This window comes from Sphingopyxis sp. 22461, assembly GCF_052044915.1.
In the GTDB taxonomy this organism is placed as follows: domain Bacteria; phylum Pseudomonadota; class Alphaproteobacteria; order Sphingomonadales; family Sphingomonadaceae; genus Sphingopyxis.
Genome location: NZ_JBQENY010000002.1, coordinates 407,380 through 433,174, shown reverse-complemented (window position 1 = coordinate 433,174; position 25,795 = coordinate 407,380). Strand labels below are relative to the sequence as shown.

The window sequence follows — 25,795 nt, the reverse complement described above, 5'->3', positions numbered from 1 at the left end:
CGGTGTCGGGCCATGGATCCCGGATCAAGTCCGGGATGACGAAGGTGGGGGAAGGGGTGACGAAGAACGAGAGGCGGCCGGAGGAGACGTCGGCGCCGCGGCGGGCGGCACCGGCGACGGCTTGCCCTCGTAGGTCGCGAGGCGGCGGAGGGCGTCGGCGCGGACGTTCGCCCAGAAGAGGGTGATGTCGTAGACGTGATAATTGTTGCCGGGGAGCACATAGCCCGCGACGACGTAATTTTTCGCGATGTCGGCGTCGCCGATCATCAGGAAACCGCGCGTGTCGTCGCATTTTGCGCCGATCTTGCCCGCGATCAGCGACCCGCTCTTGAAGCCTTCGGTCGGCTTGAGCGTGCCGATATTCGCCTCGGGCGGGGCTTCGGTGTCGGGGATGCCGGTGAGCGGGTTGGTGCAGAGCATTCGCGTTTCGGCGCGCGGGCGGCCGTCGAAACCGATCGTGCCGTCATAGGCGCCGGTGACCATCGCGGGATCGGCGGGCTCGGCGAAACTCGCCCAGCCGATGATGCAGCCCTTTTGTTCGGGGGTCTGGCACGCGGGCAGGCCGAGCCCGGCGATGTCGGTGTCGAGGCTGACCGGCCAGCCGATGACGTACGCCGCGACGATGCGTTTCGCGAGCGGGGTGCCCGCGATTTTCGTGCGGAGCAAAGTCGTGAGGTGGAGCGCGCCCTGGCTGTGGCCCGCGAGGATGATCGGCTTGTTCTTCGGCTGCGCGGCGAGGAAGGCGTCGAACGCCTCCTCGACGTCGCGATAGGCCGAATCGATCGCCTTGCCCGCGGTGACGCGGTCCTGCGCGAGGAAGGCGCCGAGCGTCGCCTGGCGGTAGCGCGGCGCCCAGATTTCGCCGGCGTCGGCAAAGGCGCTCGCCATGCCCTGCACGAACAGGTTCGCGCGGTGGTCGGAATCGCGGTCCTCGAGCGGGGCGTTCCAGCTCGAGCGGCTGTAATAGCTCGTTGGGTGGACGAAGAAGATCGCGGCGTCGCCCTTCGGCGTCGCGGCTTCGGTTGTGGTCGGGGCGGCGTTGGCGGGCGGGATGATCTGCCCTGCCTGCGCTGCGGCGTCTTCGGTGCCGGGGGTCTCGCTGCCGTCGGCGGCGGGGCGCCACGCCGACGGGTCCTTTTCCATGCCCGGGCGCGCGAACCACATTTTCGGGTCGTCATAAGCGTTCGGCGCGACCGCCGCCTGCGGCTTGAATTCGGTGCTGGGGACGAAGGCGGTGCGCGCGATCCAGCCCGGGAAGAGCTGGTACACGACCCCGGCGGCGACGATCAGCAGGATGACGGCGGCAATGATGTAGAGAAATTTGCGGGCCAAATGGGATTCCATACGGTCGGGAGAGATGAATTCGGGCTTCTCTAGCGGCTCCGGTGCCCGGCTACAAATAACTCGTCATGCGGAATTCGGATCCGTAAACAGGTTCAGGAAGATGGTTTTACGCGAAAGGCTTTGACGCATGACCGAAGCGACCGCACCCGCCGCCCCCGATTCGCCCGTCCGTCCGCTCCACGTTTCGGCACGCCTCGACGAGAATGATCTGCCGTGGCCGCTGCGCCCGTGGATCATGGCGGCGATCTGCGCGCTCGCCGGGCTCGGCTTTTACCTGTTGATCGATCATCATTATGACGACGCGCTGTCGCACTGGCGCAGCGCGCTGGCGACGGGCGTTGCCGTCGCAGCGGTCGTGTTCGTGCTGGGGGTCGAGCTGCGTCGCTGGCAGTGGGCGCTGGGTTTCGCGGTTCTTTGGGGCGTCATCCTCGGACTGATTGCATGGCAGACCGCGGCGTATAATATTCAGGGCAATCCGGTCGAATGGCCTTTCTGGTCGGGGATACTCGCGGTGCTCGTCGCGACGCCTCTGTTCCAGACGCGGCGCGATGTCGCGCCCGACTGGCGGTTCTGGAAGCTGTGGCAGATGCCGTATGAGCGGCTCCATAGCCATGCGTGGACCGATGCGGTGATCGGCGCGGCGTCGCTGGCCTTTGTCGGGATAAGCTTCCTGCTCGTCGTGCTGATCGGGCAGATGTTCAAGCTGATCGGGATCAACCTGATCTTCGACCTGCTGAACGACGAATGGTTCGGCTGGATGCTTGCGGGCGCGGCGTTTGGCGGCGCGGTGGGCCTGCTGCGCGAGCGCGACAGGCTGGTTGCGACATTGCAGCGGCTGGTGATGATGGTGCTCGCAGTGCTGGCGCCGGTGCTGGCGGTTGCTTTGGTGCTGTTCCTGCTGTCGCTTGCGGGGACGGGGCTGCAAAAGCTCTGGGATTCGGGCTTTTCGACCGCGGCGGTGATGATGGCGGCGGCGGCGTTCGCGGTGCTGCTCGCCAATGCGGTGATCGGCAATGGCAGCGACGACCGTGCGACGAGCCCGGTGCTGCGCTGGGCGGCGCCGGTGCTGGTTGTTGCGGTGCTGCCGCTGGCGGGGATCGCCTATTACTCGATGCATTTGCGGGTGATCCAATATGGCTGGACCCCCGAGCGCATCTGGGGGGTGATCGCGGCGGTCATCGCGCTCGCTTACGGGATTGCGGGCGTGTGGGCGGTGGTGAAGGGGCGGCGCGATTTCGACGACTGGCTGCGGCCGCTGCAACAGAAGCTCGCGATCGGGCTGGCGCTGCTTGCGTTGCTCCTTGCGCTGCCGATCCTCGATTTCGGGGCGATTTCGACGCGCGATCAGCTGGCGCGGCTGAAATCGGGTGCGACACCGACCGAGAAATTCGACTGGGCGGCGCTGGCGTTCGATTTCGGGCCGAGCGGCCGCGCGGCGCTGCGGGATATTGCGAAGTCGGCCGACAAGACGAAGGCGGGCCTCGCGAGCTGGGCGCTGAAGGCACAGGACCGTTGGGCGCTCCAGCGCGACGGCGAGGCGATGACGGCGCGCGATGCCGCCTTTGGTGCGCGCAAGATCGAAGAGAAAGTGCGTGTTCTGCCCGCGAGCCGGCCGCTGCCTGCCGAACTTTATGCGTTGCTCGACCAGCGGAGCTTTTGCCGCACGGCGCCCTGTATCGTGCAATGGATCGGCGACAGCCGCGTCGCGGTCGTTTCGCAAGGCGGCATGCTGACGCACTTCGCCATCGACCCCACGACGAAGAAGTGGAGCGACTATTATGAGGGAAGCGATCCAGCCGAACAGAAACGACGCGAATTGACCGTCGGCGATATGGAACGGGGCGGGGTCGAAGTGCGCGCGGTGACGCGCCGCCAGATTTTTGTGAACGGCAAGCCGGTGGGCGGCGATTTCGAGTGATTTAATCCTCCCTGTCGCGCAGCGATAGGGAGGTGGCAGCGCGAAGCGCTGACGGAGGGGCGATTGCGCTGACGTTGCTGCCCCTCCACCACCGCCTTTGGCGGCGGTCCCCCTCCCCACGGCTTCGCCACAGGGAGGATCAGGATGGTTGAAGCGATCCGGCTGGGATGCTAGCGGCGCGGCTTCGTTAAAGTTAGGGCGATCATGTCAATCGATCAGGCAACAGTCAGGAAAATAGCGTCGCTGGCGCGCATCGCGATCAGCGATGCCGAAGCCGCCGCGATGGAAGGCGAATTGAACGGTATCTTGGGCTGGGTCGAGCAGCTCGGCGAGGTCGATGTGACCGGGGTCGAACCGATGACCGCGGTGATCCCGAACCATCTGCGGCTGCGCGACGATGTCGTCGATGCCGATCCGCTGACCGGCGGCGGCCGCCGTGACGATGTGCTGGCGAATGCGCCTGCGCCGCAGCACGGCTTTTTCGGTGTTCCCAAGGTGATCGAATAATGACCGATCTTACGAATCTTACCGTCGCGCAGATCCGCGACGGGCACCGCGCGGGTGACTTCAGCGCCGTCGAGGTCGCCGAGGCGTTCAACGCCAATGTCGCGGGCGCGAAGGCGCTCAACGCGTTTATCGTCGAGACGCCCGAGCATGCGCTGGCGGCGGCGAAGGCGGCCGATGCCGATCGTGCGGCGGGGACGCTGAAGCCCTTGTCGGGCGTGCCGATCGGGATGAAGGACCTGTTCGCGACCAACGGCGTCCAGACGACCGCCGCGAGCCATATGCTCGAAGGTTTTGTGCCGCGCTATGAATCGACCGTCTCGGCGAAGCTGTGGGACGCGGGTTGCGGCATGCTGGGCAAGCTCAACCTCGACCAGTTCGCGATGGGGTCGTCGAACGAGACGAGCTATTTCGGTAACGTCATCAGCCCGTGGAAGCGCAACGACGGCGGCAATGCCGCGCTCGCGCCGGGCGGTTCGTCGGGTGGGTCGTCGTCGGCGATCGCGGCGCGGCTGTGCCCCGCGGCGACGGGGACCGACACCGGCGGTTCGATCCGCCAGCCCGCGGCGTTCGTGGGGATTAGCGGGATCAAGCCGACCTATGGCCGCTGCTCGCGCTGGGGCATCGTGGCGTTCGCGAGCTCGCTCGATCAGGCGGGGCCGATGGCGCGCGACGTCAAGGACTGCGCGATCATGCTCGAGAATATGGCGGGCTTCGATCCGAAGGACGCGACGAGCCTAAACATGGCGGTTCCCAATTGGGAAGCGGCTTTGTCGAGCGATCTCAAGGGCAAGACGGTCGGTATTCCCAAGGAATATCGACTGGAAGGCATCGACCCCGACATCGACGCGATGTGGGATGCGGGGATCGCGATGCTGAAGGATGCGGGGGCCGAGGTCGTCGAGATCAGCCTGCCGCACACCAAATATGCGTTGCCGGCCTATTATATCATCGCGCCCGCCGAGGCGTCGTCGAACCTCGCGCGCTATGACGGCGTGCGTTATGGTTTGCGCGACCTGCCGCAGGGTGCGGGGTTGCAGGACATGTACGCCGCGACGCGCGCCGATGGGTTCGGGCCCGAGGTCAAGCGGCGCATCATGATCGGCACCTATGTGTTGTCGGCGGGCTTCTACGATGCGTATTACACGCAGGCGCAGAAGGTGCGGACGCTGATCGCGCGCGATTTCGAGCAGGCGTTCGGGGTGTGCGACGTGATCCTCGCGCCGACCGCGCCGTCGGCGGCGTTCGGGCTGGGCGAGAAGATGGCCGATCCGCTGGCAATGTATCTGAACGACGTGTTCGCGGTGCCCGCGAGCCTCGCGGGGCTGCCCGCGATGTCGGTCCCTGCGGCGCTGAACCGCGAAGGGCTGCCGCTGGGGCTGCAGATCATCGGCAAGGCGTTCGACGAGCAGGGCGTGCTCAACGCCGGGCTGGCTATTGAAGAGCGGGCGGGCTTCAACGCGCGCGCCGAGAAGTGGTGGTAACTCACGTCGCCCCAGCGAAAGCTGGGGCCGCTGGCGGCGCGACAGGACGTTAGCGATCCCAGCTTTCGCTGGGATGACGAAATTAGCGAGCGATCCCAGCTTTCGCTGGGATGACGAGGAAAAAACATGTCTGACTATCGCATCAAGGGCGAAACCGGTGAGTGGGAGGTCGTGATCGGCCTCGAGGTCCATGCGCAGGTCACCTCCAACGCCAAGCTGTTCTCGGGCGCCGCAACGGCGTTTGGGGCCGAGCCGAATACGCAGGTGTCGCTGATCGACGCCGCGATGCCCGGCATGCTGCCGGTGCCGAACCGCGAGTGCATTCGCCAGGCGGTGCGCACGGGCATGGCGATCGAGGCGCAGATCAACAAATGGTCGCGGTTCGACCGCAAGAATTATTTCTATGCCGATCTGCCGCAGGGTTACCAGATTTCGCAGCTTTATCATCCGCTTGTCGGCGAAGGCTCGCTGACGATCGCAGCCGATGAGAAGGCCGGGATTCCCGCCGACAAGGCGATCGGGGTCGAGCGCATCCATGTCGAGCAGGACGCCGGCAAGCTGATGCACGACCAGCATCCGACGATGTCGTACGTCGACCTCAACCGCTCGGGCGTCGCGCTGATGGAGATCGTCTCGCGCCCCGACATGCGCTCGCCCGCCGAGGCCGGCGCCTATGTCCGCAAGCTGCGCTCGATCCTGCGCTATGTCGGCTCGTGCGACGGCAATATGGAAGAGGGCTCGATGCGCGCCGACGTCAACGTGTCGGTTCGCAAGCCGGGCGATGAATTCGGGACGCGCACCGAGACGAAGAACGTCAATTCGGTGCGTTTCGTGATGGCGGTGATCGAGGGCGAGGCGAAGCGTCAGGTCGAACTGATCGAAAGCGGCGGCACCGTGGTGCAGGAAACGCGGCTGTACGATCCCGACCGCAACGAGACGCGGTCGATGCGGTCGAAGGAAGATGCGCACGACTATCGCTACTTCCCCGATCCCGACCTGCTGCCGCTCGAACTCGACGATGCGTTTCTGACCGAGTGCCGCGATAGCCTGCCCGAACTGCCCGACGCCAAGCGCGCGCGCTATCTGGCGGCGGGGATTTCGCCGTATAACGCCGATGTCTTGACCGCCGAGGTCGAGGCGGCGCGCTGGTTCGATACGTTGCTCGACGCGGGCGCCAAGCCCGTTGCGGCGGCGAACTGGGTGACGAGCGAATTGTTCGGCGCGCTCAACCGCATGGGCCGCGACATTTCGGATTCGCCGGTCTCGCCCGAGCACGCCGCCGAGCTGCTCGGTCTCGTCGCCGACGGCACGATTTCGGGCACGATCGCGAAGCAGGTGTTCGAAAAGATGCTCGAAAGCGGCGACGCCGCAGGCGTGATCGTCGAGCGCGACGGGCTGAAGCAGACGAGCGACACCGGCGCGATCGAGGCCGAGATCGCCAAGATCCTGACCGCCAATGCCGACAAGGTCGAGCAGTATAAGGGCGGCAAGGAAGCCTTGTTCGGCTTCTTCGTCGGGCAGACGATGAAGGCGATGCAGAGCAAGGCGAACCCGCAGGTTGTCAACGAGTTGCTGAAGAAGGCGCTCGGCTGAGAATAAGTGATCGGATTCACAGCGAATTCAGCTACTTCTGTGTCATAGGCATTGCAATCGATGCCTATGTGACGAAGGATGTGAAGATGAAGCGGATTCTGGTTTCGTTTTATAGTGTGCTCGCACTGGGCGGCGCGGCGAACGCGGCGCCCGCGCCCGCGGTGAACAACGGTTATGACTGGGCGATGCGCGTCAACGACGAGGAACGCGCGCAGAGCGCGATCCTCGCCTATGAGGTTGACGGCACCGATGACCAGCCGCTGAACTTCACCTGCGAGGAGGGCGGCGACCGCGTCTTTGCGGGGATTTCGGGCGGGGCTCTCAATCTGACCGCGATCGAACTCGAAGCGGGCGGCCAGCGCGTGCGGCTAACCGGCACGACCGAAGCCGACGACATGCCGACCTTTACCGCGCAGGAAATGCCGGCGACCTCGCCGCTGTTCCGCGCCTTCGCGGCGAACGGCTGGCTGCGGATGACCGCAGACGGCGCCACGGTCGATATGGCAGCAACGCCGGGCGGCAGGCAGGCGATCGCGCGCTTTGTCAAATTCTGCGCCGGCTGACGCGGCGCGGCGGATGCTGCGCGCGCTGTTGACGCTGTGGTTGTTGCTCGCCTGCGCCGTTGCGGCGCGCGCCGAGACGATCGTCTTCACCGACGTCAACGTCGTGCCGATGGATCGCGAGCGCGTGATCGCGCGCACGACGGTGATCGTCACCGACGGTGTGATTTCCAGCATCGGGATCAAGGCGAAGCTGCCCGCGGACACGCCGGTGGTGGACGGCAAGGGGGCGTGGCTGGTGCCCGGCCTCGCCGACATGCACAATCATGTAACGAGCCGCGACGATCTGGCGCTGCTGCTCGCCAATGGCGTCACGACGATGCTCAACATGGGCGAGGCGACCAACGCGTTCGCCGGGCGGACGCGGATCGCGGTGAACCGGGGCGAGGCGCCGGGGCCGTATATCTTCACCGCCTTCGTCGTCGACAGCGACCCGCAATATGGCCATTTCGTCGTGCGGACGGCCGACGAGGCGCGCGCGATCGTGCGGCTGGCGAAGGCCAACGGCTATAGCTTCATCAAGGTTTATACGAACGTGTCGGCCGAGGCTTTCGCGGCGCTCGCCGACGAAGCCAAAGCGCAAGGGGTCGGGATCGTCGGGCATAATGTGAAGGCGGTCGGGCTTGCGAAGCAACTTGCGGCGGGGCAGGCGATGATCGCGCATGTCGAGGAGTTCTTCTACGGCTTCTTCCCCGAACCGCCCGCCGACGATCCAAACGCGCCGCCCGCCGACGCGCGGATTGCCGAGGCGATCGCGCTGGTGAAGACGCATGATGCGTTCGTCACATCGGACCTGTTCAACTATCGCACCATCGCGGCGCAATTCGGCAAGCCCGAGGTGGTGAAAGCCTATCTGGCGGCGCCCGAGGCGCGCTATCTGTCGCCCGCCGACCGGCTGGCCTGGGCGGGGTCGGACTATCAGAAGAAGGCGGTCGACCTGTCGCGGCGCGTGGCGTTCGAGGCGCGCTTCGTGAAGGCGATGGCCGACGCCGGGGTGCCGCTGATCGCGGGCGGCGACGCGCCGACGATCCCGGGGCAGGTGCCGGGGTTCGCGCTGCACGAAGAGATTGACGCGATGCTGGCGGCTGGGCTGACGCCGTGGCAGGCGCTGTCGGCGGCGACGCGCACGCCGGGCGAATTCATCGCCAAGACGGTGCCGGGGGCGGCGAAGTTCGGCGTGATGGCGCCGGGCTATCGTGCCGACCTGTTGCTCGTTGCCGACAATCCGCTCGAAAAGCCCGCGACGCTGCGCGCGCCGCTGGGGGTGATGGCGGGCGGGCGCTGGTACGACGCGGCGGCGCTGAAGGCGATGCTGGACGAGGTCGCGGCGAAGCGCGCGGCGCCCTAGAAGCGCCGCGAGCCGGCCGCCCAGTCGCCGCTGTCGCACTGGCCCGAGAAATTGGTGATCGCGTTGATCGTGATGCGGCCCGAGCGACGGTCGACCGTCAGTTTCGGCTTGTTGAGGCCGTTGATCCGGTAACTTGCGGTGATACGGTCGGGGGTGACGACGAGGTTGTCGAGGTCCCACCAGCCGTGATCGTCGCCGCTGTGGATCGGCGCGACGAGCTTTGGCCCCAGATGGATGCGGCCCTGATCGCCATAGAGTTCGATCTGGACGTCGCTGGTGAAACCCTGCGCGCTATTGCCGACCTCGTTGCTCCATTCCCACTTATGGTTCCACGGATTCCATTTGTAGGTCGGCTTGCTGGTGACCGTCGGGCGGGTGCCCGCGCCATAGCAGACGAGAACAAGCGAATTCGGATCGCGATAGCCCGTTTCGGCGGGGCGATCATAGGCGTGTTGTTGCGGTGCATAGGCGTCGCGCGGCGGGCCGTTGTCGCAATTTTCGGCGGGCACCGCGATCAGCACGCCATAGCGGCCGTCGATCGTGGAGACCGAGAGGCAGCGGCCGAGGCGCTGGTTCCACCAGAAGGTATAGCGTTGTTCGCCGACGGTGGTCGAATGGCGCGAGACATAGCCGCGCGCGAGCAATTGCGTCTCGCCGCTCGCCGCGCGCGCGCCGGCGAGGTCGGCGACATCGGGTGCCGACTGGGCGAAGGCCGGCGCGGGAAGCGCGGCGGTGACGAGGAGAAGCGCGAAATAGCGACGCATGACAAAGACCCCTGCTGCTGCCGGGGTAACCCCGCCATTGCAATGATATCGTGTCAGAAGTTCGCGCGCCAGACGCTGCGTCCCTCCTTGATCGTTTCGCGCACCTTGATCGACTTGATGCCATCGACCGGCGTGGTCAGCGGGTTCTTGTCGAGGATCACGAAATCGGCGAGCAGGCCCGCTTTGATGCGGCCCTTGCGGTCCTCTTCGAACGCCTGCCAGGCGGGGCCGGTGGTGAGCGCTTGGAGCGCCGCATAGGCATCGAGCCGCTCGCCCGCGCCGCTGACGACGCCGGTCGGCGAGACGCGCGCCATCGAGGTCCAGAGCATGAAGCGCGTGTCGAGCGGGGTGACGCTATAGTCGCTGTGGTTCGACGCGATGAGCCCCGCGGCGCGCGCCGAGCGGAAGGGGCTGATGAAATCGACCACTTCGGCGGGGAAGTTGGTGCGGTGGACGTCGGCCCAATACCAGGCGTGGTTCGAGAAATAGGCGGGGCCGACGCCGATGCGCTTGTAGGCCGCAAGCTGGTCGCGGCGCTGGAACTGCGAGTGGATGACGATCGGGCGGCGGTTGTCGGCGGCCTTGATGCCGAGCGCGTCGAAGCCCTTGATCGCCATGTCGATCGCGGCGTCGCCATTGGCGTGGACGAAGAGCTGCCAGCCGCGGTCGTGGGCCTTGCGCGCCAGCCCAAGAAATTCGGCGTCCGACATGCCGGGGTGACCGTGCCAGGGATGATCGCCGGCGGGGCTGCCGCGCGCATAGTCGCGCGTGAAATAGCCGGTGCGCGCCTGCACCGATCCGTCGAGGATGAACTTGATCCCCTGCAGCTTTACATGATCCTGATAGACGCCGAACTTGCGGTCGGGGCCGGCGAGCAGCGCGTCGAGCTCGGTGTAGATGGGGAGCAGTGCGAGATCGATCTTGAGCCGTTCGCGCGCCGCGGGGCTGGTCAGGAAGGCGAGGTCGGGGCGCTGCGTCGCACCGTCCTGCGCGTGGGTGTAGCCCTCGGCGAAATAGCGGTTCTGCGCCGCGTCGAGCGCCGCGAGCTTCTGCTCGGCGCTGGGCTGCGGCAGCTTGGCGAGGAGGATGAACATCGCCTTTTCGAGGAGGACGCCGTTCAGCTTGCCCGCGTCGTCGCGCAAGATCATCGCGCCGGGCGGAACGGGCGTGCTTTCGTCGATGCCCGGGGCGGCGAGCGCGGCGCTGTTCGCGACTGCGCCGTGCAGCGAGACGTGAAAGACGACGATCGGCCGGTCGCTGGCCACCGCGTCGAGTTCGGCGCGGGTGACGTGCCGCTTTTCCGCGAGCGTTTCATGGTCATATTGCCAGACGACGACCCAGCCGCCCTTGGGGAGCGCGCGCGCGGCGATATGATCGCGGATCGCGGCTTGCAGGCCCGCGATGTCGGCGACCGGCGGCCCGCCGCCATCGCGCAGGTCGAGCCCGCCCGCCATCATCGTTGCAAGGGTGAAATGCGAATGCGCGTCGATGAAGCCGGGGAGCAGCGTGGCGCCCTTGAGATCGCGGATCGCGGCGTCCTTGCCGGCGGCCTTGCGGGCCTGTTTTTCGGGGCCGGCGAAGGTGATGCGATCGCCGCGCGTGACGACGGCCTCGACGGTTTGCGGCGTGTCGCCGTCCATCGTGACGATCGGGCCGCCGCGGTAAAGCGTAGTGTCCTGCGCGGTGGCGGGTGCAGTCGTTGTCAGGAGCAGCGCGATGGCGGCGGCGATGAATTTCATATTGTCTCTCCCCGGCGCCGTTTTGGCTGCCGGGGAGAGGGCCGGTCAAGTGGTTAGTAAGCTAAACTTCGTCATTCCCGCGAAGGCGGGAATCCCGCTCATGTAGCAAAAGCGGGATTCCCGCCTTCGCGGGAATGGCGGATGAAGGGCGGGGTTAGATTTGCTGCGGCGGCACCTCATCCGGCCCGCGGCCGGGCTCGTCGATGTCGCCGCCGCCGGGGCTGCCGGGGATTTCGGTCGGCTGGCCGGCGGGGTCTTCTTGCGGGGTGGGCTGCACCGGCTGTTCGGGCGGCGCCTGCGGTTCGATCGTGTCGGGCTTCGGCTTGGGAAGCGGGTCGGGGTTGCTTGTCATTGTCACTCTCCTTGAGTTGACCAACGAACGGGCGCGTCCACCGTTCCGCCAGCGCGGAACGGGGGGCTTTGTGCCCCTTGCCCTCGGCGATGCGTCTGCTATAGCCCCGCGCGGCCCGCACGGGCGTGCGCGGCAGCGCGCGATTTCGTGCACCCGGCCGAAAACACCTGCGGGCGTGGCGGAATTGGTAGACGCGCTGGTTTTAGGTACCAGTATCGCAAGATGTGGGGGTTCGAGTCCCTTCGCCCGCACCAATCTGCAATGCAGGCCGGGATCATGGGGAACTCCGCCGTTCCGGCGGGGTTCGATACGAGATTTTGAGCAAGGATAAGACCAAGGCAATGAAGACCGTCGAAACGCTGAACGAAGGCCTGAAGCGCGAATATCGCGTGACCATCACCGCCAAGGATATCGACGCGCGCGTCGACGACGAGGTGAAGAGCATCGCCCCGACCGTCCGCATGCCCGGCTTCCGCCCCGGCAAGGTGCCGCCGAACCTGATCCGCAAGATGCATGGCCCCGCGCTGTCGGCCGACGCGCTCAACAAGGCGATCGACGCCGGCGTGCGCGACCTGATGGCGAAGGAAAAGCTTCGCCCGGCGCTGCAGCCCGCCGTCGCGCTCGACGAGGGCTATGAAGCCGGCAAGGATGCCGAGCTGACCGTCAGCCTCGAAGTGCTGCCCGAGATCGAGGCGCCGTCGATCGACGGCCTGAAGCTCGAACGCCTGACCGTTCCCGCCGACGACAAGGCCGTGATGGCCAAGATCGAAGAATTCGCCGCACAGATGAAGCGCTTCGAAGAAGCGCCGAAGACCAAGAAGGCCGCCACCGGCGACCAGGTCATCATCGACTTCGCCGGCAGCGTCGACGGCGTCGCCTTTGACGGCGGCACGGGCGAGGACATGGCGGTCGAAATCGGTTCGGGTCAGCTGATCCCGGGCTTTGAAGACCAGCTCGTCGGCGTCAAGACCGGCGACGAAAAGGTGCTGAAGGTCAGCTTCCCCGACGATTATCCGGTTGCGGACCTGAAGGGCCAGCCCGCCGAATTCGCCGTGACGGTGAAGGAAGTGAAGGTTCCGGCCGCGTCGAAGATCGACGACGAGTTTGCCAAGACGCTCGGCCTCGAAAGCCTCGACAAGCTGAAAGAGCTGATGAAGGACCAGGTCGAGCAGGAACTGAACGGCCTGACGCGCACCTATATGAAGCGCAAGCTGCTCGATCAGCTCGCCGCCGCGCACGACTTCGACGTGCCGCCGACGATGGTCGAGGCCGAGTTCAACCAGATCTGGCAGCAGCTCGAGCATGAAGTCAGCCACGAGGAAGATCCCGAAGCGGCGAAGGCCGAACTCGAGAACGACCGCGACGATTACCGCTCGATCGCGGTGCGCCGCGTCCGCCTTGGCCTGCTCCTCTCGGAAATCGGCCAGGCGCATGGCGTCCAGGTGTCGAACCAGGAAATGTCGCGCCTGATCGCACAGGCGGCGCAGCAATATCGCCCCGAAGACCGCACGCGCTTCATCGAATATGTGCAGCAGGATGCGCTCGCCGCGGCGCAGCTTCGCGCCCCGCTGTATGAAGACAAGGTCGTCGACTTCCTGTTCGAAAAGGCCGAGATCACCGACCGCGAAGTGACGCGCGAAGAGATCGAAGCCGCGATCGAAGCCGATGATGATGGCCACGTCCATGGCCCGGGTTGCGGCCACGACCATGACCACGACCACAAGCCCGCCAAGAAGGCTGCCGCGAAGAAGCCGGCCGCCAAGAAGGACGCGGTGAAGGAAGAAGCCAAGGCCGAAGAAGCTCCCGCCAAGAAGGCGCCGGCGAAGAAGGCCGAAGCCAAGGCGGAAGAAAAGCCCGCCGCGGCGAAGAAGGCTGCTCCGGCGAAGGCTGCCGAAGACAAGCCCGCCAAGGCTCCGGCCAAGAAGGCCGCGGCGAAGAAATAAGCTTCGGCTGACGATCAACAAAAAGGCCGGGTGGAGCGATCCACCCGGCCTTTTTTATATCTCGTCGCCCCCGCGAAGGGGGGGCGCTGGCAACCTTGCGCTACGCCGATAGCGGCCCCCGCCTTCGCGGGGGCGACGAGATGATCAGATCACGTCCATATTATAGCAATGCCAGCTGAAGATCGCCGCGGACCCGCGATGCGGGCGCCACGCCTCCGCCAGTTCGCGTGCCAGTTTCTCGCTCGGCCGCGCGCCGAGCTGGAAGATGCGGCCGACGGCCTCCTGTACTGCGAGGTCGCCCGCGGGCCAGATGTCGGGACGCCCTTCGGCAAAGAGGAGGTAGATTTCGGCCGACCAGCGGCCGATGCCCTTGACCCTGGTGAGCAGCGCGATCGCTTCCTCGTCGTCGACGGGCAGGGCGTCGAACTGGAGCTCGCCGTCGAGGATCAACTGCGCGAGGCTTTTGGCATAGCCTTGTTTCTGCCCCGACAGGCCGCACGCGCGCAGCGTGTCGAAGTCGGCGGCCGCGACGACCTCCGCCGGGCAACCCTCGCCGAACTGCGCCTCCAGCTTGTTCCAGATCGAGTTGGCGGCGGCGACGCTGACCTGCTGGCCGACGATCGTGCGCAGCAACGTGGCATAGCCGCGCGCGCGGATGCGGGGTTCGGGATAGCCGACATTGCCGAGCGCGCGCGCGAAATTGGAATCCTGCGCCGCGAGCGCATCGATTCCCGCGTTCAGCTGCAGCTGGCTGAGACCCATCGCATATTCTCCTTTTGTTCCTTCGGTAGCCAATAGCAACGCTTGATTTGACAAGCAACGCGCGACATAGCGCCACCAACATCGAAGATATGGGGACTAGCATGGCCAAGCTGATTGTCGTGACGCGCGACGGGACCGAACATGAGATCGAGGGCGACACCAGCCTGACGGTGATGGAAAATATCCGCGACGCCGGGTTCGACGAGCTGCTCGCGCTGTGCGGCGGCTGCTGCTCGTGCGCGACGTGCCACGTCCATGTCGAAGCGGGCGCGACCGATCAGCTTCCCGCGATGAGCGAGGACGAGAACGACCTGCTCGATTCGACCACCGACCGCGACGACAGTTCGCGCCTGTCGTGCCAGCTGCCGTTCAGCGAGGCACTCGACGGGCTGAAGGTGCGGATCGCGGCGGAGGATTGATCCCATCGCGTCATCCCAGCGAAAGCTGGGATCGCTATCGTCCATTCAGAACGTGAGCGATCCCAGCTTTCGCTGGGATGACGATCAGCTTTGCGCCGTTGCCACCGCGTACAGCGCGACCGCCGCGGCGTTCGAGATATTGAGGCTCTCCATCCGCGGCGAGATCGGCAGCTTTGCCAGCACGTCGCAATGCTCCATGACATTGTGGCGCATGCCGTCGCCTTCGGAGCCGAGCACCAGCGCGACGCGGCTGCCGTCGAGGGTCGAACCCAGCGTCGTTTCGGTGTCGCCCATCAGGCCGATGCGCCAATATTGCGCCTCGGCGATTTCCTCGAGCGCGCGCGACAGGTTGACGACGCGGACCCACGGCACGATTTCGAGCGCGCCCGACGCCGAGCGTGCGATGACGCCGCTTTCGGGCGGGCTGTGGCGATCCTGCGTGACGATCGCCGCGGCGTCGAACGCCGCCGCCGAGCGCAGCACCGCGCCGATATTATGCGGATCGGTAACCTGGTCGAGGACGATGAGCGGGCGCTTGCTGTCGGCGTCGACCTCCTGCTGCAACAGATCGCCGAGGAAAACATCCTCGAGCGGGTCGACTTCGATCACCAGCCCCTGATGCGGCGCGTCGCGCGCGACGAGTCGCGCGAGGTCGGTGACCTCGGCGTAGCTGATCGGAATCACCGGCGGCAGGTCGAGCTGGCCCAGGGCCTCGCGCGTGCCCCAGATGCGCTTGACGGTGCGTTCGGGGTTGGCGAGCGCGGCCAATACGGCGTGGCGGCCCCAGAAACGGATGGCCTGTCCGCGCGCGTTTTGGCTGGCGGGACGACGGTGACGGGAAAATTGTCTCATGCGCGCGCCTTTCCCACGACTGCCATTGACAGGCAAGCCTCGTTTCGCCATTGGACCGCTTCCCAAAGCGGGCCCCAATGGACAGGTGGCCGAGTGGTTAAAGGCAGCAGACTGTAAATCTGCCCGGGTTTCCGTACGCTGGTTCGAATCCAGCCCTGTCCACCACCCTCCCATCCGAGGGTGTCCGCCGAACCCCCTAGAAATCCCAGAAAACCTAGCGTATCATCCACGCATCGTCCGCATGCGTCCGGGGCAATTTGCCTGCAGCCGGAGCGTAGTGTGGGGGAAGTGTGGGGGAAGATTGTCTTTCCCCCACACTCGTGTTCCCCAGAATGTGGGGAGAAAGTGTGGGGGAAGATTCCCATGGGCAAACTCACGGCGGTTGCAGTCAAGGCCGCTCTCGCGAATCCGGGCACGTACCAGGATGGTGACGGCTTGTTTTTGAAGGTCGACAAGCGGGGAGGGGCGTCCTGGACCCTTCGCCTGCAGCGCGACGGCAAGCGTCAGGACATCGGGCTTGGCAGTGCGAAGTTGTTCACTTTGGCGCAGGTCCGCGAGAAGGCCGGCGAGCTTCGCAAGGCGGTCAAGGTCGACCGGCGCGACATATTGGCTGAGCGGAAGGACGAGACATCTGCCAAGGTGACGTTTCGCGAGGCGGCGAGGCAATATCACGCCGAGAACGAGGCGGGATGGAAGAGCGAGATCTACGCCCGCCAATGGCTTTCCAGCCTTGAGAATTATGCCTTCCCTAAACTGGGCGACGAGCAGACCGGTGCGATTGTCGCGGCTGACATCATAAACGTGCTCACGCCGATCTGGCAGGACATACCCGAGACCGCCCGTCAGGTGCGCAACCGGATCTGCACCGTGCTTGATTATGCGCATGCAAAGGGCTGGCGTTCACGCGAGGCTCCCTCAGGTAATAGCAGCCTGAAAGCGGGGCGTGGCTTGCCGCGGCAACTCAAGAAGACCGAGAATCGCAAGGCTATGCCATATGCGGCTTTGCCCGGTTTCATCACTGCACTGCAGCGAAAGCCATCCTACAGCAGGCTTGCCCTGGAACTACTCATCCTGACCGGTGCGCGCAGCCAGGAGGTGCGTCTGGCGACCTGGGACGAACTCGACATTGAAGCGCGGCTATGGACTGTGCCCGCCGATCATATGAAGCGTGGCAAGTCGCATATCGTGCCGCTGTCCGATGCCGCGCTGGAAGTGATTGCAAAAGCGCATGCTTTCAGGCTCCCGGACACAGACGTGATTTTCCCCGGTGCGAGTGGGAAGAATATGTCCGATATGACGCTGCTCAAAGTCCTTCGTGACATGGCTGAGCCTTTTCATGTCCACGGCTTCCGGTCGACATTCACCGATTGGGCGGCGAACGAGGGTTTCCCCGATGCCGTTGTGGAAGCGGCGCTTGCGCACAAGACGCCGGATGCAGTGCAGGCCGCTTACCGTCGGACGACCTACCTCGGGACCGCGGAAAAGCCTGGCGAGCGTGTCAGGCTCATGGGTGCGTGGGGCAGTTATTGCCTCGGCCGCAAAGTTGTTGAGGACGACGGGGAACAGACAGGAGGCGGAGACGCGGAGTAGACGAGCCGTTTTCCCTATCAAGCATCGAAACGTGGTTATCATCGCGGGCCAAAAAGCACTTCGCATCCTTGTTGTGAACGGTAGCTCACTTCCCTGCCTCCCCCCAACCGCGCGGGTGAGAGCAAGAGGGAAGGGGCGCTTCGCGACGGTTCGAAGGCCGAGAGAGAGTCTCTTGGTCGGCCGTCGCGGAGATAAGTCATGGCTTCCAAGCAAAAAATCACGCTCGATCAACCGCAGGCCATCCCGCTTGACCGGTTGAGGCTTTCGGACGCAAATGTTCGGCGGATCAAGCCCGGCCAGTCAGTTGCCGAACTGGCCGACAGCATCGCACGGCGCGGGTTGCTGCATAACCTGAATGTCCGCCCGATCCTCGATAGCGAAGGCAACCCTACCGGTGACTTTGAGGTGCCGGCGGGCGGGCGACGCTACCGCGCTCTCCAACTGCTGGTGAAGCAGAAGCGGCTCGCCAACAATGCGCCGATCCCGTGCAGGATACGGGCTGCGAACGACGATATCCTGGCCGAAGAGGACAGTCTCGCCGAGAATTCAGAGCGCGTAAGTCTGCACCCGCTCGACCAGTTTCGCGGCATGCAGGCGCTCGCCGCCAAGGGGAATGCCGTCGAGGACATTGCGGCACATTTTTTCGTGACACCGGCGGTGGTCAGGCAGCGCCTCAAGCTGGCGAGCGTCTCGCCAAAGCTGCTCGACATCTATGGTGACGACGGCATGTCGCTCGAGACCCTGATGGCCTTCACGGTGACGGACGATGAAGAGCGCCAGATTCAGGTCTGGGAGATGGTCGAGCACGACTTCCAGCCGTCCGCTTCGTTCATCCGCCAGAGGCTGACCGAGAACAGCGTCCGCGTATCCGACAAGCGTGTCCGCTTCGCCGGGCTCGACGCCTATGTCGAGGCGGGTGGCAGTGTCGTTCGCGACCTGTTCGAAGTCGATCACGGCGGCTGGCTCACCGACGTCGGCCTGCTCGACCGGCTCGTCGCCGAGAAGTTCGAAGCCGAAGCGGCGCGGATCGGCGAGGAAGGCTGGAAATGGATCGACGCCGCGATCGAGCATGTCTTCAATCCGGGGCGCGGCATGCGCGTCCTTGCCGGCGACGAAGTGCCGATGAGCGCAGAGGAGGAGAAGCTCGGCGCGGACCTCGAAGCGGAGGGCGAAGCGCTGAGCAACGAATGGAGCGACGCGGACGAGGTTCCCGACGAGGTCCACACCCGGCTCGAGGAGATCGACGCCGAGATCAGCCGCATCAACGACCGCCCGATCGTCTTCGATGCCGCCGAGATCGCCATCGCCGGCGCGTTCGTCTCGATCGGGATCGACGGGAGGCTGAGCGTCGAGCGCGGCTATGTGAAGCCGGAGGATGAACCCGAAGCCGAGCCGGAGGAGGGCGATCAGGGCACGGGCGAGGGCGCGAACGACGCAGGCGGCGGCGACGGCAGTTCCAAGTCCGCGCCTTCGGCTCCCGGCCAATCTGCGGCCGAGCCCGAGGACGATGAAGGTGCCTTGAAGCCGATGTCAGAGCGCCTCGTGTCCGACCTCACGGCGTGGAGAACGCTCGCGCTACAGGACGCCTTCGCGAAGTGCCCGGAGACGGCCTATATCGCTGTGCTCCATGCGTTCGTCCTGTCCTGCTTTTACGGTTACAGCCGCGAAAGCTGTCTGCAGACGTCGATCAACTCGGTCCATTTTTCCAACGCTCCGGCAGGTCTGCGTCACTGCGCCCCGGGGCAGGCGATCGCGGAACGCATCGACGAATGGCGTGGTCGCCTGCCGAAAAGCGACAAGGAGGTCTGGGACTGGCTGCTTGAACTCGGCGACGAGGACCGCGCGAGCCTTCTTGCGCATTGCGCCTCGCTCGGCGTCAATGCACAGGCGGAGATCGTCCGGGGCTATGACGGCCGCGTCTCGGCGCACGGGATCGCCCGGCGGCTGGCGCACAGCCATGTGCTCGCGCGGGCCGTGGGGCTGGATGTCGTGGAGGCCGGCTGGCGCCCGACCGCCGACGGCTATCTGAGCAGCGTTCCGAAGCTGCGGATTCTTGCCGACGTTGCCGAGGCACGCGGCGAGAATTTTGCCGGAATGATCGACCATTTGAAGAAGGGCGACATGGCACGCGAGGCCGAGCGCCTGCTCGAAGACGCTGGCTGGCTCCCCGAGCCGATGCGGACGCCCGAACTCGAGAGCGCTGCCATCCCGGCGCCGGAGGCAACGGCGCCGGCCAACGACGAGGCGGATGGCGAGCTTCCCGCCTTTCTCGCGGAGGAAGGAGGTGAGGATGCGGGCGATCCCGAAGCGATCGGCGCCGAATGAATCTCCGCCGCGCATAGCGGCACCTGCGAACTTCCACCTCGAAAGCCCGGCCATCGCGCCGGGCTTTCGCTTTTTCACGGAGATTGAAGATGCGAAATGAAATTCAAGCAAACGCGCCGGCGATGCCGGTCCTCGTCGCGGGAGGTCATCATGGCTGACCGCGTCTCTATATCGTTCAAGCTCGGCGGCCATCTCACGCCCGAGACCTGGCTCGCACTCGCGGCGGTCATCGCGGGCGAGAGCCTTTCCATCGAATGGGACGGCCCCGCCTTCGAGTCTTCGCACCGTACCGTCGGCGAACCGCTCGAACTGTTTGCGAACGAAGTCGCCTGGGGAAAGGTCGAGCCGCTCGAAACCTTCTGCCAGGATCATGGACTGCCTTACCGATTCTGGGCGGGCGGATTCTTCGCCGAATGGAGCGCAGAGCGGATCGTCTTCCGCGGCGAAGGCACGCCCGACAGCTTCATCGTCGACGAATCCGATCGCGTCCTGATCGATCGGCACGAAGTGGTCCGGCGCGGCAGCGTCGAGGGCATTCTCGGCTATTTCGACGAGGCCGAGTTCACCGTGCCGCCTCTCGTCATCGAAGGCGATCCCGACATACCCGCCGAGGCGGACGGGCAGGAGACGGCGCATGGCTGACTATCATTCGCCAACGATCGTGCGCCCGGATATCCCGCGCGCCGCGATGACCTTGCTCGAGCATCGTCTCCTGATCGGGATGTTCAGCCACGAGGGAGGCGAGGACGAAGTCTATTTCTTCGCGGAGGACTATGTGAACGACCTTCTCCATCTCGACCTTGCCGAGGTGCATCAGCTGCTCGAGGTCGATCCCTTCCCAGACAGCTATGCCGTCACGGCGATCCGGGATCACCTGCGCAAGCTCGATCCGGCGGAGGGCGAGCTGGCCCTCGACATGTCGGTGATCGGCTATGAGGGCATCTTCCAGGACATCGTCAAACGCTGCGATGCGCTCGATGATGTGGAGGTCGTTGCTGCCTGGACCTGCACCAAGATGCGGCCCGACGGCTTCGGCGGGATGGCGACGCTGATCACCGCCGATGCGATCAAGACGATGTCGACCGCTTCATTCCTCGACGAGGTTCGGAACCGACTGCGGCCCGAGGAGCTGGCCAACGCCTGACCCGTCCATCGTCCCGACCTGGCCCGGCCGCAGCGCCGGGCCTTTTCTTTTTCAGGAGATTGTCATGGCCGAGATTATCGAGACGACGGTCTACAGCCTCGAGGAACTGTCGGAGGAGGCAAAGGAGAATGCGCGGGCGTGGTATCTTCAGGGCGCGTTTGACCACGACTGGTATTGGGCCGTCTATGAGGATTTCGAACGGATATGCGAGATTCTGGGCGTCGACCTCGCGACCGTGCCTGTTCGCCTCCACGGGGGCGGTACGCGGCGAAAGCCCTGCATCTGGTTCTCGGGCTTCGCGAGCCAGGGGGACGGTGCCTGCTTCGAGGGCGACTATAGCTACGCGAAGCGTTCCGACTCATTGATCCGCGCGTATGCGCCAAAGGATACTGAACTCCATCGGATTGCCGATGCACTGGCGGCGATTCAGTGGCCCAACTTTTTCCAGCTCAGAGCACGCATCAGTCACCGCGGCCGCTACTATCATGAGTATAGTATGGAAATCGGCGTCCAGCGGGACAGCCTCGGGTATCAGGATATGACCGCGACCGCGGAGGACGACCTCAGCGAGGCGCTGCGCGACCTCGCCCGCTGGCTCTACGGCAAGCTCGAGGACGAGAGCGACTATCTGAGCTCCGACGCGGTGGTCGACGAGGCGATTATCGCCAACGGCTACAGCTTCACCGAACAAGGGGAGCGGTTAGGATAGAGGAGAGACGGGCCGGGAAGGGATGAGCCACCGGGTCCGAGAGAGAGCGGCCGGCGGCTTGTTCCTGCCCGCTCTCCCGAGGAATTCCCGACATGCAAAGCCTCCCTTCGCGCGCGGCGTCAGCCGCGGCGCTTCATTCCGCGCCCGTTCCCTCCAGCCCCTTTGCAGCGCAGCTGCTTGCGGCGGGTGAGGCCATCCTTCCTCTGCTCGAAGCGGGCCATCCCTTCGACACGGCCGCGCTGCGCGCGGCTATGGCCGGTGCCTTCGGCGCAAGCGACGCCGAGGGCGCGTGGGACTGGAAAGCCGCCTATGACGCGTGCGAGGTCGCACAGATCCTCCTGCTCCGGCGCTACGGCGCCACGCCCGCGGTTCGCAAGCTCTCCGCGATCGCACAGCTCGCGATGTGGCAGCGTCTCGCGGGCCGCATTCCGACGCACACGCGCCGCTCCTCCGAGAGTCAGGCGATGCAGCAATTCTCGACGCCCCTGCCATTAGCCTTCGTTGCCGCCCACGCCGCCTCGATCCAGCCGGACGACACCGTCCTCGAGCCGTCGGCCGGGACCGGCATGCTCGCCATTCACGCCGAGCTCGCTGGCGCGCGCCTCGCGCTCAACGAGCTGGGCGAGTGCCGCGCCGATCTTCTCGATCTGCTGTTCGCGCCCTCGGCCGTGACACGTCACGACGCCGCGTCGATCGACGACAGGCTGCCTCCTGCCGTTCGTCCGAGCGTCATCCTCATGAACCCGCCCTTTTCGGCGGTTGCCAAGGTCGAGCGGACGATGCGCGATGCCGCTCTCCGGCATATTGGCTCGGCACTGTCGCGGCTGCAGGACGGCGGCCGCCTGGTCGCGATCGTTAGCGCGAACTGCTCGCCCGACGCGCCCGCATGGCGCGATGCGTTCGTGCGGCTGCAGGCGCTGGGGACGATCCTGTTCTCGGCGGCGATCGCCGGCAAAGTCTATGCGAAGCATGGCACGACGACGAGCACGCGCCTCCTCGTGATCGATAAGATGCCTGCCGCAGATGCTTCGGCGATCGCGCCGTCGCGCGGTGAGGCGGGCGACCTTGGGGCCTTGCTCCAATGGGTCCGTGCGGATGTGCCGCCCCGGACGCCTCCGGCACCTCCGGAGGCGCCGGCCCGTGAGGGTGTCGCGGCTACTACCGGAGCTCTGGTGCAGGCCGGGAACGGCGCGGCCCGGACGCTTTCGTCGTCTGCGGCCCCGGTCGCGGCGCCCGAACTCGGTTATGAATCTCGCGACTGGCAGGCGCCCGAAGGCCAACTCGCCGAGGCGATCTACGAGCCCTACGCGCTGCAGTCGCTCGCAATTCCGTCGTCGAAACCGCATCCGACCGCGCTCGTGCAATCGGCCGCGATGGCGTCGGTCGCGCCGCCGAAGCCATCCTATCGACCGCATCTTCCCGAGCATCTGATCGCCGACGGCGTGCTGTCAGACGCGCAGCTGGAATCGATCATTTATGCGGGCGAAGCCCATGCCGGGCATCTCTCGGGCGCGTGGACGGTCGACGAGACGTGGGACATGGTCACTGCCGCGAGCGAGGACAATGAGGCCGCCGTCCGCTTCCGCCGCGGCTGGTTCCTCGGTGACGGCACCGGTGCGGGCAAAGGTCGGCAGGTTGCTGGGATCATCCTCGACAATATGCTCAAGGGTCGGAAGCGCGCCGTGTGGCTGTCGATTTCCGACCGCCTGCTCGAAGACGCACAGCGCGACTGGTCGGCGCTGGGGCAAGAGCGACTCCTCGTGACGCCGCTGTCGCGCTATCGGCAGGGAAATCCTATCAAGCTCCCCGAGGGCATTCTCTTCACCACCTATGCAACGCTGCGGAGCCAGGGGCGTGAAGGCAAGGCCAGCCGCGTCGACCAGATCGTCGAATGGCTGGGACCCGACTTCGACGGGGTGATTATCTTCGATGAAGCCCATGCGATGGCGAATGCCGCCGGCGGGAAGGGCGATCGGGGCGACCAGAAGCCATCGCAGCAGGGGCGTGCCGGACTGAGGCTGCAGCACGCACTCCCCGATGCGCGCATCGTTTATGTCTCGGCAACCGGCGCGACCACCGTGCAGAACCTCGCGTATGCGCAGCGGCTCGGTCTTTGGGGCGGCAGCGATTTCCCGTTCGCGACGCGGAGCGAGTTCGTCGCGGCGATCGAGGACGGCGGGGTCGCCGCGATGGAAGTGCTCGCGCGCGACTTGAAGGCGCTCGGTCTCTACGCGGCCCGCTCGCTCTCATTCGACGGCGTCGAATATGAGCTGCTCGAACATGCGCTGACCGATGAGCAGCGCCGGATCTACGACAGCTATGCCGGCGCTTTCCAGGTCATCCACAACAATTTGGATGCCGCGATGGAGGCGTCCGGGGTGACGAGCAGTCTCCACGGCACGCTCAACACGCAGGCGAAATCGGCGGCGCGTTCGGCGTTCGAGAGCACGAAGCAGCGCTTCTTCAACCATCTCATCACCGCGATGCAGACGCCGGCGACGATCGCGAGCATCACTGCCGACCTCGATGCCGGCAATGCGGCGGTGGTGCAGATCGTCTCGACCGGCGAGGCCTTGCAGGAGCGGCGGCTCGCCGAGATCCCGACCGAGGAGTGGGGCGACGTGTCGGTCGACATCACGCCGCGCGAATATGTCCTCGACTATCTGGCGCACAGCTTTCCCGTGCAGCTCTATGAGCCTTGCGAGGACAGCGACGGCAATCTGTCGTCGCGGCCGGTGTTCGACGGCGATGGCAACCCGGTCGTCAACCGCGAGGCCGCTCGCCACCGCGACGCCATGATCGAAAAGCTCGCATCGCTGCCCCCAGTTCCGGGTGCGCTCGACCAGATCGTGCAGCATTTCGGGACCGAACAGGTTGCTGAGGTCACGGGGCGATCGCGGCGGATCGTGCCCGTCGGCGGGGAAGGGGAGCCGGTGCGCTTCGCGGTGCAGAACCGCCCGGGCAGCGCGAACCTCGGCGAGACCCATGCTTTCATGGATGACGAGAAGCGCATCCTCATCTTCTCTGAAGCCGGCGGGACCGGGCGATCCTATCATGCCGATCTTGGCGTGAAGAACCAGCGGCGGCGCATCCATTATCTGCTCGAGGCGGGCTGGAAGGCCGACACCGCGATCCAGGGCTTCGGGCGCACCAATCGCACCAACCAGAAGCAGCCCCCGCTCTTCCGTCCCGTCTCGACCGATGTGAAGGCGCAAAAGAGGTTCATCTCGACGATCGCGCGGCGGCTCGACACGCTGGGTGCAATCACGCGCGGGCAGCGGCAGACCGGCGGGCAGAATATGTTCCGTCCGCTCGACAATCTGGAATCGCCCTATGCCCGCGATGCGCTCCGTCAGCTCTACGGCCTGCTCGCCGACGGCAAGGTCGATGGCTGCTCGCTGCTCACATTCGAAGCGGCGACGGGACTCTCGCTCCTCGACGATGGCGGTCTCAAAGATGAGCTTCCGCCGATCACCACCTTCCTTAACCGCATGCTCGCGCTGACGATCGACCTGCAGAACATCCTGTTCGAGGTGTTCGAGGGTCTGTTGTCGCAGCGGATCGAGGGGGCAATCGCGTCTGGGACATATGAGATGGGTCTCGAAACGCTGCGTGCCGAAAGCTTCACGGTCGCCGCACGCGAGACGATTTACACCCATCCCGGAACCGGCGCGGTGACCCAGCTCCTCACGATCCAGCGCAAGGACCGGGTGTCTCCGATCAGCCTTGCCGATGCCCTAGAGGTCGCGGCCACGGGCATGGGCGTTCTCGTCTTGAACAGCCGATCTTGCCGGGCAGCAGTGAAGTCGCGAGCGCGCAGCATCATCGATGACGATGGCGCGGTGCATCGGCGCATCCGTCTGCAGCGGCCGCTCGAGCGACTGCATATGCTCGCCGACGATTATGAGGGCACGAATTGGGAGAAGTGTTCCGAGGACAGTTTCGCTGCGGCGTGGACGAAGGAACTCGGCGAGCTTCCCGAGTTTGAGCATTCGACGCTGCACATGGTCGCGGGCCTGTTGCTGCCGATCTGGAAGCGGCTGCCGAAGGAGTCCACGCGAGTCTACCGGCTGCAGACCGATGCGGGCGAGCGGCTGATCGGTCGCAAGGTCTCTCCGGCATGGGCCGCAGCCGTGACAGGCGAGACGCCGGCAAAGCTGCCGGTCGCCGACGCCTGGCGCATGGTGCAGTCGGGCGACGTCGTGCTGTCGCTCGCGGAGGGGCAAATAGTCCGTCGGGTGCGGGCGATGAACGACTGGCGCGTCGAGCTTACGGGCTTCAACGATCTCGGCGTCGAGCGGCTGAAGGCTATGGGCTTGATCTCCGAGATCGTCTCGTGGAAACTGAGGCTCTACGTGCCGGCAGGGGCTGCTGGCGCCGATGTGTTCGCTGCGCTCGTCGATCGGTTTCCGATTGTGCGGGTCGCCGATCGCAAGGCCGCCTGA

General features: G+C 65.5%; 20 protein-coding genes and 2 tRNA genes. 16 read left to right on the top strand and 6 right to left on the bottom strand.

Annotated features, from left to right (window positions below):
* Positions 1 to 24: 24 nt before the first annotated feature.
* Positions 25 to 1,332: a DUF3089 domain-containing protein gene (locus tag ACTJI5_RS04690; protein ID WP_440859510.1), complete on the bottom strand. Its 1,308-nt coding sequence runs from the start codon at positions 1,330 to 1,332 to the stop codon at positions 25 to 27.
* Between the two features lie 139 nt (positions 1,333 to 1,471).
* Between ACTJI5_RS04690 and ACTJI5_RS04685 the strand changes: the two genes are divergently transcribed.
* The 6 genes from ACTJI5_RS04685 to ACTJI5_RS04660 all read left to right on the top strand — a co-directional run bounded on the left by ACTJI5_RS04685 (position 1,472) and on the right by ACTJI5_RS04660 (position 8,751).
* On the top strand, positions 1,472 to 3,262 hold the full coding sequence (locus ACTJI5_RS04685) for a DUF4153 domain-containing protein (RefSeq protein ID WP_440859509.1): 1,791 nt from the start codon (positions 1,472 to 1,474) through the stop codon (positions 3,260 to 3,262).
* Positions 3,263 to 3,466: 204 nt separating this feature from the next.
* A complete protein-coding gene (gene gatC, locus ACTJI5_RS04680; protein ID WP_037518935.1) occupies positions 3,467 to 3,769 on the top strand; it encodes an Asp-tRNA(Asn)/Glu-tRNA(Gln) amidotransferase subunit GatC in 303 nt (100 codons plus the stop codon).
* Positions 3,769 to 5,250 carry an Asp-tRNA(Asn)/Glu-tRNA(Gln) amidotransferase subunit GatA gene (gatA, locus tag ACTJI5_RS04675; RefSeq protein ID WP_440859508.1) on the top strand — a complete coding sequence of 494 codons (1,482 nt, stop codon included), beginning with the start codon at positions 3,769 to 3,771 and terminating at the stop codon, positions 5,248 to 5,250. Before gatC ends, gatA begins: the two co-directional genes overlap by 1 nt.
* Positions 5,251 to 5,376: 126 nt before the next feature.
* Positions 5,377 to 6,843, top strand: coding sequence for an Asp-tRNA(Asn)/Glu-tRNA(Gln) amidotransferase subunit GatB (gene gatB / locus ACTJI5_RS04670; protein ID WP_440859507.1), 1,467 nt, complete (start codon positions 5,377 to 5,379; stop codon positions 6,841 to 6,843).
* An 86-nt stretch (positions 6,844 to 6,929) separates the two neighbouring features.
* Entirely contained in the window at positions 6,930 to 7,406 is a 477-nt protein-coding gene (locus tag ACTJI5_RS04665; protein ID WP_440859506.1) for a hypothetical protein, read from the top strand.
* 13 nt (positions 7,407 to 7,419) lie between these two features.
* Entirely contained in the window at positions 7,420 to 8,751 is a 1,332-nt protein-coding gene (locus ACTJI5_RS04660; protein WP_440859505.1) for an amidohydrolase family protein, read from the top strand.
* Here the strand turns inward: ACTJI5_RS04660 and ACTJI5_RS04655 are convergent.
* The 3 genes from ACTJI5_RS04655 to ACTJI5_RS04645 form a co-directional block, all read right to left on the bottom strand.
* The gene (locus ACTJI5_RS04655; protein ID WP_440859504.1) at positions 8,748 to 9,515 is read right to left on the bottom strand and encodes a hypothetical protein; all 768 of its coding nucleotides are present in this window, start codon (positions 9,513 to 9,515) and stop codon (positions 8,748 to 8,750) included. The genes ACTJI5_RS04660 and ACTJI5_RS04655 overlap by 4 nt on opposite strands.
* A gap of 53 nt (positions 9,516 to 9,568) precedes the next feature.
* Complete coding sequence (locus ACTJI5_RS04650; protein ID WP_440859503.1) at positions 9,569 to 11,254, bottom strand: amidohydrolase; 1,686 nt, start codon at positions 11,252 to 11,254, stop codon at positions 9,569 to 9,571.
* Positions 11,255 to 11,408: 154 nt separating this feature from the next.
* Positions 11,409 to 11,606, bottom strand: coding sequence for a hypothetical protein (locus ACTJI5_RS04645; protein ID WP_058536186.1), 198 nt, complete (start codon positions 11,604 to 11,606; stop codon positions 11,409 to 11,411).
* Between the two features lie 169 nt (positions 11,607 to 11,775).
* Here ACTJI5_RS04645 and ACTJI5_RS04640 point away from each other — a divergent pair.
* A tRNA-Leu gene (locus ACTJI5_RS04640) sits at positions 11,776 to 11,860 on the top strand.
* Positions 11,861 to 11,947: 87 nt separating this feature from the next.
* Positions 11,948 to 13,549, top strand: a complete 1,602-nt coding sequence (gene tig / locus ACTJI5_RS04635) for a trigger factor (RefSeq protein WP_440859502.1) — start codon at positions 11,948 to 11,950, stop codon at positions 13,547 to 13,549.
* A 144-nt stretch (positions 13,550 to 13,693) separates the two neighbouring features.
* On the opposite strand, the gene ACTJI5_RS04630 is transcribed toward tig, so the two are convergent.
* Positions 13,694 to 14,311, bottom strand: a complete 618-nt coding sequence (locus tag ACTJI5_RS04630) for a DNA-3-methyladenine glycosylase family protein (protein WP_440859501.1) — start codon at positions 14,309 to 14,311, stop codon at positions 13,694 to 13,696.
* Positions 14,312 to 14,412: 101 nt separating this feature from the next.
* Here ACTJI5_RS04630 and ACTJI5_RS04625 point away from each other — a divergent pair, with 101 nt between their 5' ends.
* Positions 14,413 to 14,730 (top strand): 2Fe-2S iron-sulfur cluster-binding protein, encoded by a 318-nt coding sequence (locus ACTJI5_RS04625; protein WP_058536189.1) that lies wholly within the window; start codon positions 14,413 to 14,415, stop codon positions 14,728 to 14,730.
* An 84-nt stretch (positions 14,731 to 14,814) separates the two neighbouring features.
* Here ACTJI5_RS04625 and ACTJI5_RS04620 read toward each other — a convergent pair whose 3' ends face one another.
* Positions 14,815 to 15,582, bottom strand: a complete 768-nt coding sequence (locus ACTJI5_RS04620) for a TrmH family RNA methyltransferase (RefSeq protein ID WP_310256211.1) — start codon at positions 15,580 to 15,582, stop codon at positions 14,815 to 14,817.
* Positions 15,583 to 15,661: 79 nt separating this feature from the next.
* Here ACTJI5_RS04620 and ACTJI5_RS04615 point away from each other — a divergent pair.
* From ACTJI5_RS04615 to ACTJI5_RS04585, 7 genes are all read left to right on the top strand, one after another.
* Positions 15,662 to 15,747 (top strand) — tRNA-Tyr (locus ACTJI5_RS04615).
* Positions 15,748 to 15,945: 198 nt separating this feature from the next.
* Positions 15,946 to 17,172, top strand: coding sequence for a tyrosine-type recombinase/integrase (locus ACTJI5_RS04610; RefSeq protein ID WP_252171070.1), 1,227 nt, complete (start codon positions 15,946 to 15,948; stop codon positions 17,170 to 17,172).
* A 198-nt stretch (positions 17,173 to 17,370) separates the two neighbouring features.
* Entirely contained in the window at positions 17,371 to 19,497 is a 2,127-nt protein-coding gene (locus ACTJI5_RS04605; protein WP_252171069.1) for a ParB/RepB/Spo0J family partition protein, read from the top strand.
* A 150-nt stretch (positions 19,498 to 19,647) separates the two neighbouring features.
* Positions 19,648 to 20,139: a hypothetical protein gene (locus ACTJI5_RS04600; protein WP_054729079.1), complete on the top strand. Its 492-nt coding sequence runs from the start codon at positions 19,648 to 19,650 to the stop codon at positions 20,137 to 20,139.
* Positions 20,132 to 20,641 carry a hypothetical protein gene (locus ACTJI5_RS04595; RefSeq protein ID WP_252171068.1) on the top strand — a complete coding sequence of 170 codons (510 nt, stop codon included), beginning with the start codon at positions 20,132 to 20,134 and terminating at the stop codon, positions 20,639 to 20,641. The genes ACTJI5_RS04600 and ACTJI5_RS04595 overlap by 8 nt, the downstream gene beginning before the upstream one ends.
* 64 nt (positions 20,642 to 20,705) lie before the next feature.
* Positions 20,706 to 21,350 (top strand): antitoxin of toxin-antitoxin stability system, encoded by a 645-nt coding sequence (locus tag ACTJI5_RS04590; RefSeq protein WP_440859500.1) that lies wholly within the window; start codon positions 20,706 to 20,708, stop codon positions 21,348 to 21,350.
* A 92-nt stretch (positions 21,351 to 21,442) separates the two neighbouring features.
* A complete protein-coding gene (locus ACTJI5_RS04585; protein ID WP_252171066.1) occupies positions 21,443 to 25,795 on the top strand; it encodes a strawberry notch-like NTP hydrolase domain-containing protein in 4,353 nt (1,450 codons plus the stop codon).

Excerpts from the sequence above, each read along its gene's own strand:
- ACTJI5_RS04685 (WP_440859509.1), top strand. The coding sequence starts at position 1,472 with ATGACCGAAGCGACCGCACCCGCCGCCCCCGATTCGCCCGTCCGTCCG.
- gatC (WP_037518935.1), top strand. The coding sequence starts at position 3,467 with ATGTCAATCGATCAGGCAACAGTCAGGAAAATAGCGTCGCTGGCGCGC.
- gatA (WP_440859508.1), top strand. The coding sequence starts at position 3,769 with ATGACCGATCTTACGAATCTTACCGTCGCGCAGATCCGCGACGGGCAC.
- gatB (WP_440859507.1), top strand. The coding sequence starts at position 5,377 with ATGTCTGACTATCGCATCAAGGGCGAAACCGGTGAGTGGGAGGTCGTG.
- ACTJI5_RS04665 (WP_440859506.1), top strand. The coding sequence starts at position 6,930 with ATGAAGCGGATTCTGGTTTCGTTTTATAGTGTGCTCGCACTGGGCGGC.
- ACTJI5_RS04660 (WP_440859505.1), top strand. The coding sequence starts at position 7,420 with ATGCTGCGCGCGCTGTTGACGCTGTGGTTGTTGCTCGCCTGCGCCGTT.
- ACTJI5_RS04655 (WP_440859504.1), bottom strand. The coding sequence starts at position 9,515 with ATGCGTCGCTATTTCGCGCTTCTCCTCGTCACCGCCGCGCTTCCCGCG.
- ACTJI5_RS04650 (WP_440859503.1), bottom strand. The coding sequence starts at position 11,254 with ATGAAATTCATCGCCGCCGCCATCGCGCTGCTCCTGACAACGACTGCA.
- ACTJI5_RS04645 (WP_058536186.1), bottom strand. The coding sequence starts at position 11,606 with ATGACAAGCAACCCCGACCCGCTTCCCAAGCCGAAGCCCGACACGATC.
- tig (WP_440859502.1), top strand. The coding sequence starts at position 11,948 with ATGAAGACCGTCGAAACGCTGAACGAAGGCCTGAAGCGCGAATATCGC.
- ACTJI5_RS04630 (WP_440859501.1), bottom strand. The coding sequence starts at position 14,311 with ATGGGTCTCAGCCAGCTGCAGCTGAACGCGGGAATCGATGCGCTCGCG.
- ACTJI5_RS04625 (WP_058536189.1), top strand. The coding sequence starts at position 14,413 with ATGGCCAAGCTGATTGTCGTGACGCGCGACGGGACCGAACATGAGATC.
- ACTJI5_RS04620 (WP_310256211.1), bottom strand. The coding sequence starts at position 15,582 with ATGAGACAATTTTCCCGTCACCGTCGTCCCGCCAGCCAAAACGCGCGC.
- ACTJI5_RS04610 (WP_252171070.1), top strand. The coding sequence starts at position 15,946 with ATGGGCAAACTCACGGCGGTTGCAGTCAAGGCCGCTCTCGCGAATCCG.
- ACTJI5_RS04605 (WP_252171069.1), top strand. The coding sequence starts at position 17,371 with ATGGCTTCCAAGCAAAAAATCACGCTCGATCAACCGCAGGCCATCCCG.
- ACTJI5_RS04600 (WP_054729079.1), top strand. The coding sequence starts at position 19,648 with ATGGCTGACCGCGTCTCTATATCGTTCAAGCTCGGCGGCCATCTCACG.
- ACTJI5_RS04595 (WP_252171068.1), top strand. The coding sequence starts at position 20,132 with ATGGCTGACTATCATTCGCCAACGATCGTGCGCCCGGATATCCCGCGC.
- ACTJI5_RS04590 (WP_440859500.1), top strand. The coding sequence starts at position 20,706 with ATGGCCGAGATTATCGAGACGACGGTCTACAGCCTCGAGGAACTGTCG.
- ACTJI5_RS04585 (WP_252171066.1), top strand. The coding sequence starts at position 21,443 with ATGCAAAGCCTCCCTTCGCGCGCGGCGTCAGCCGCGGCGCTTCATTCC.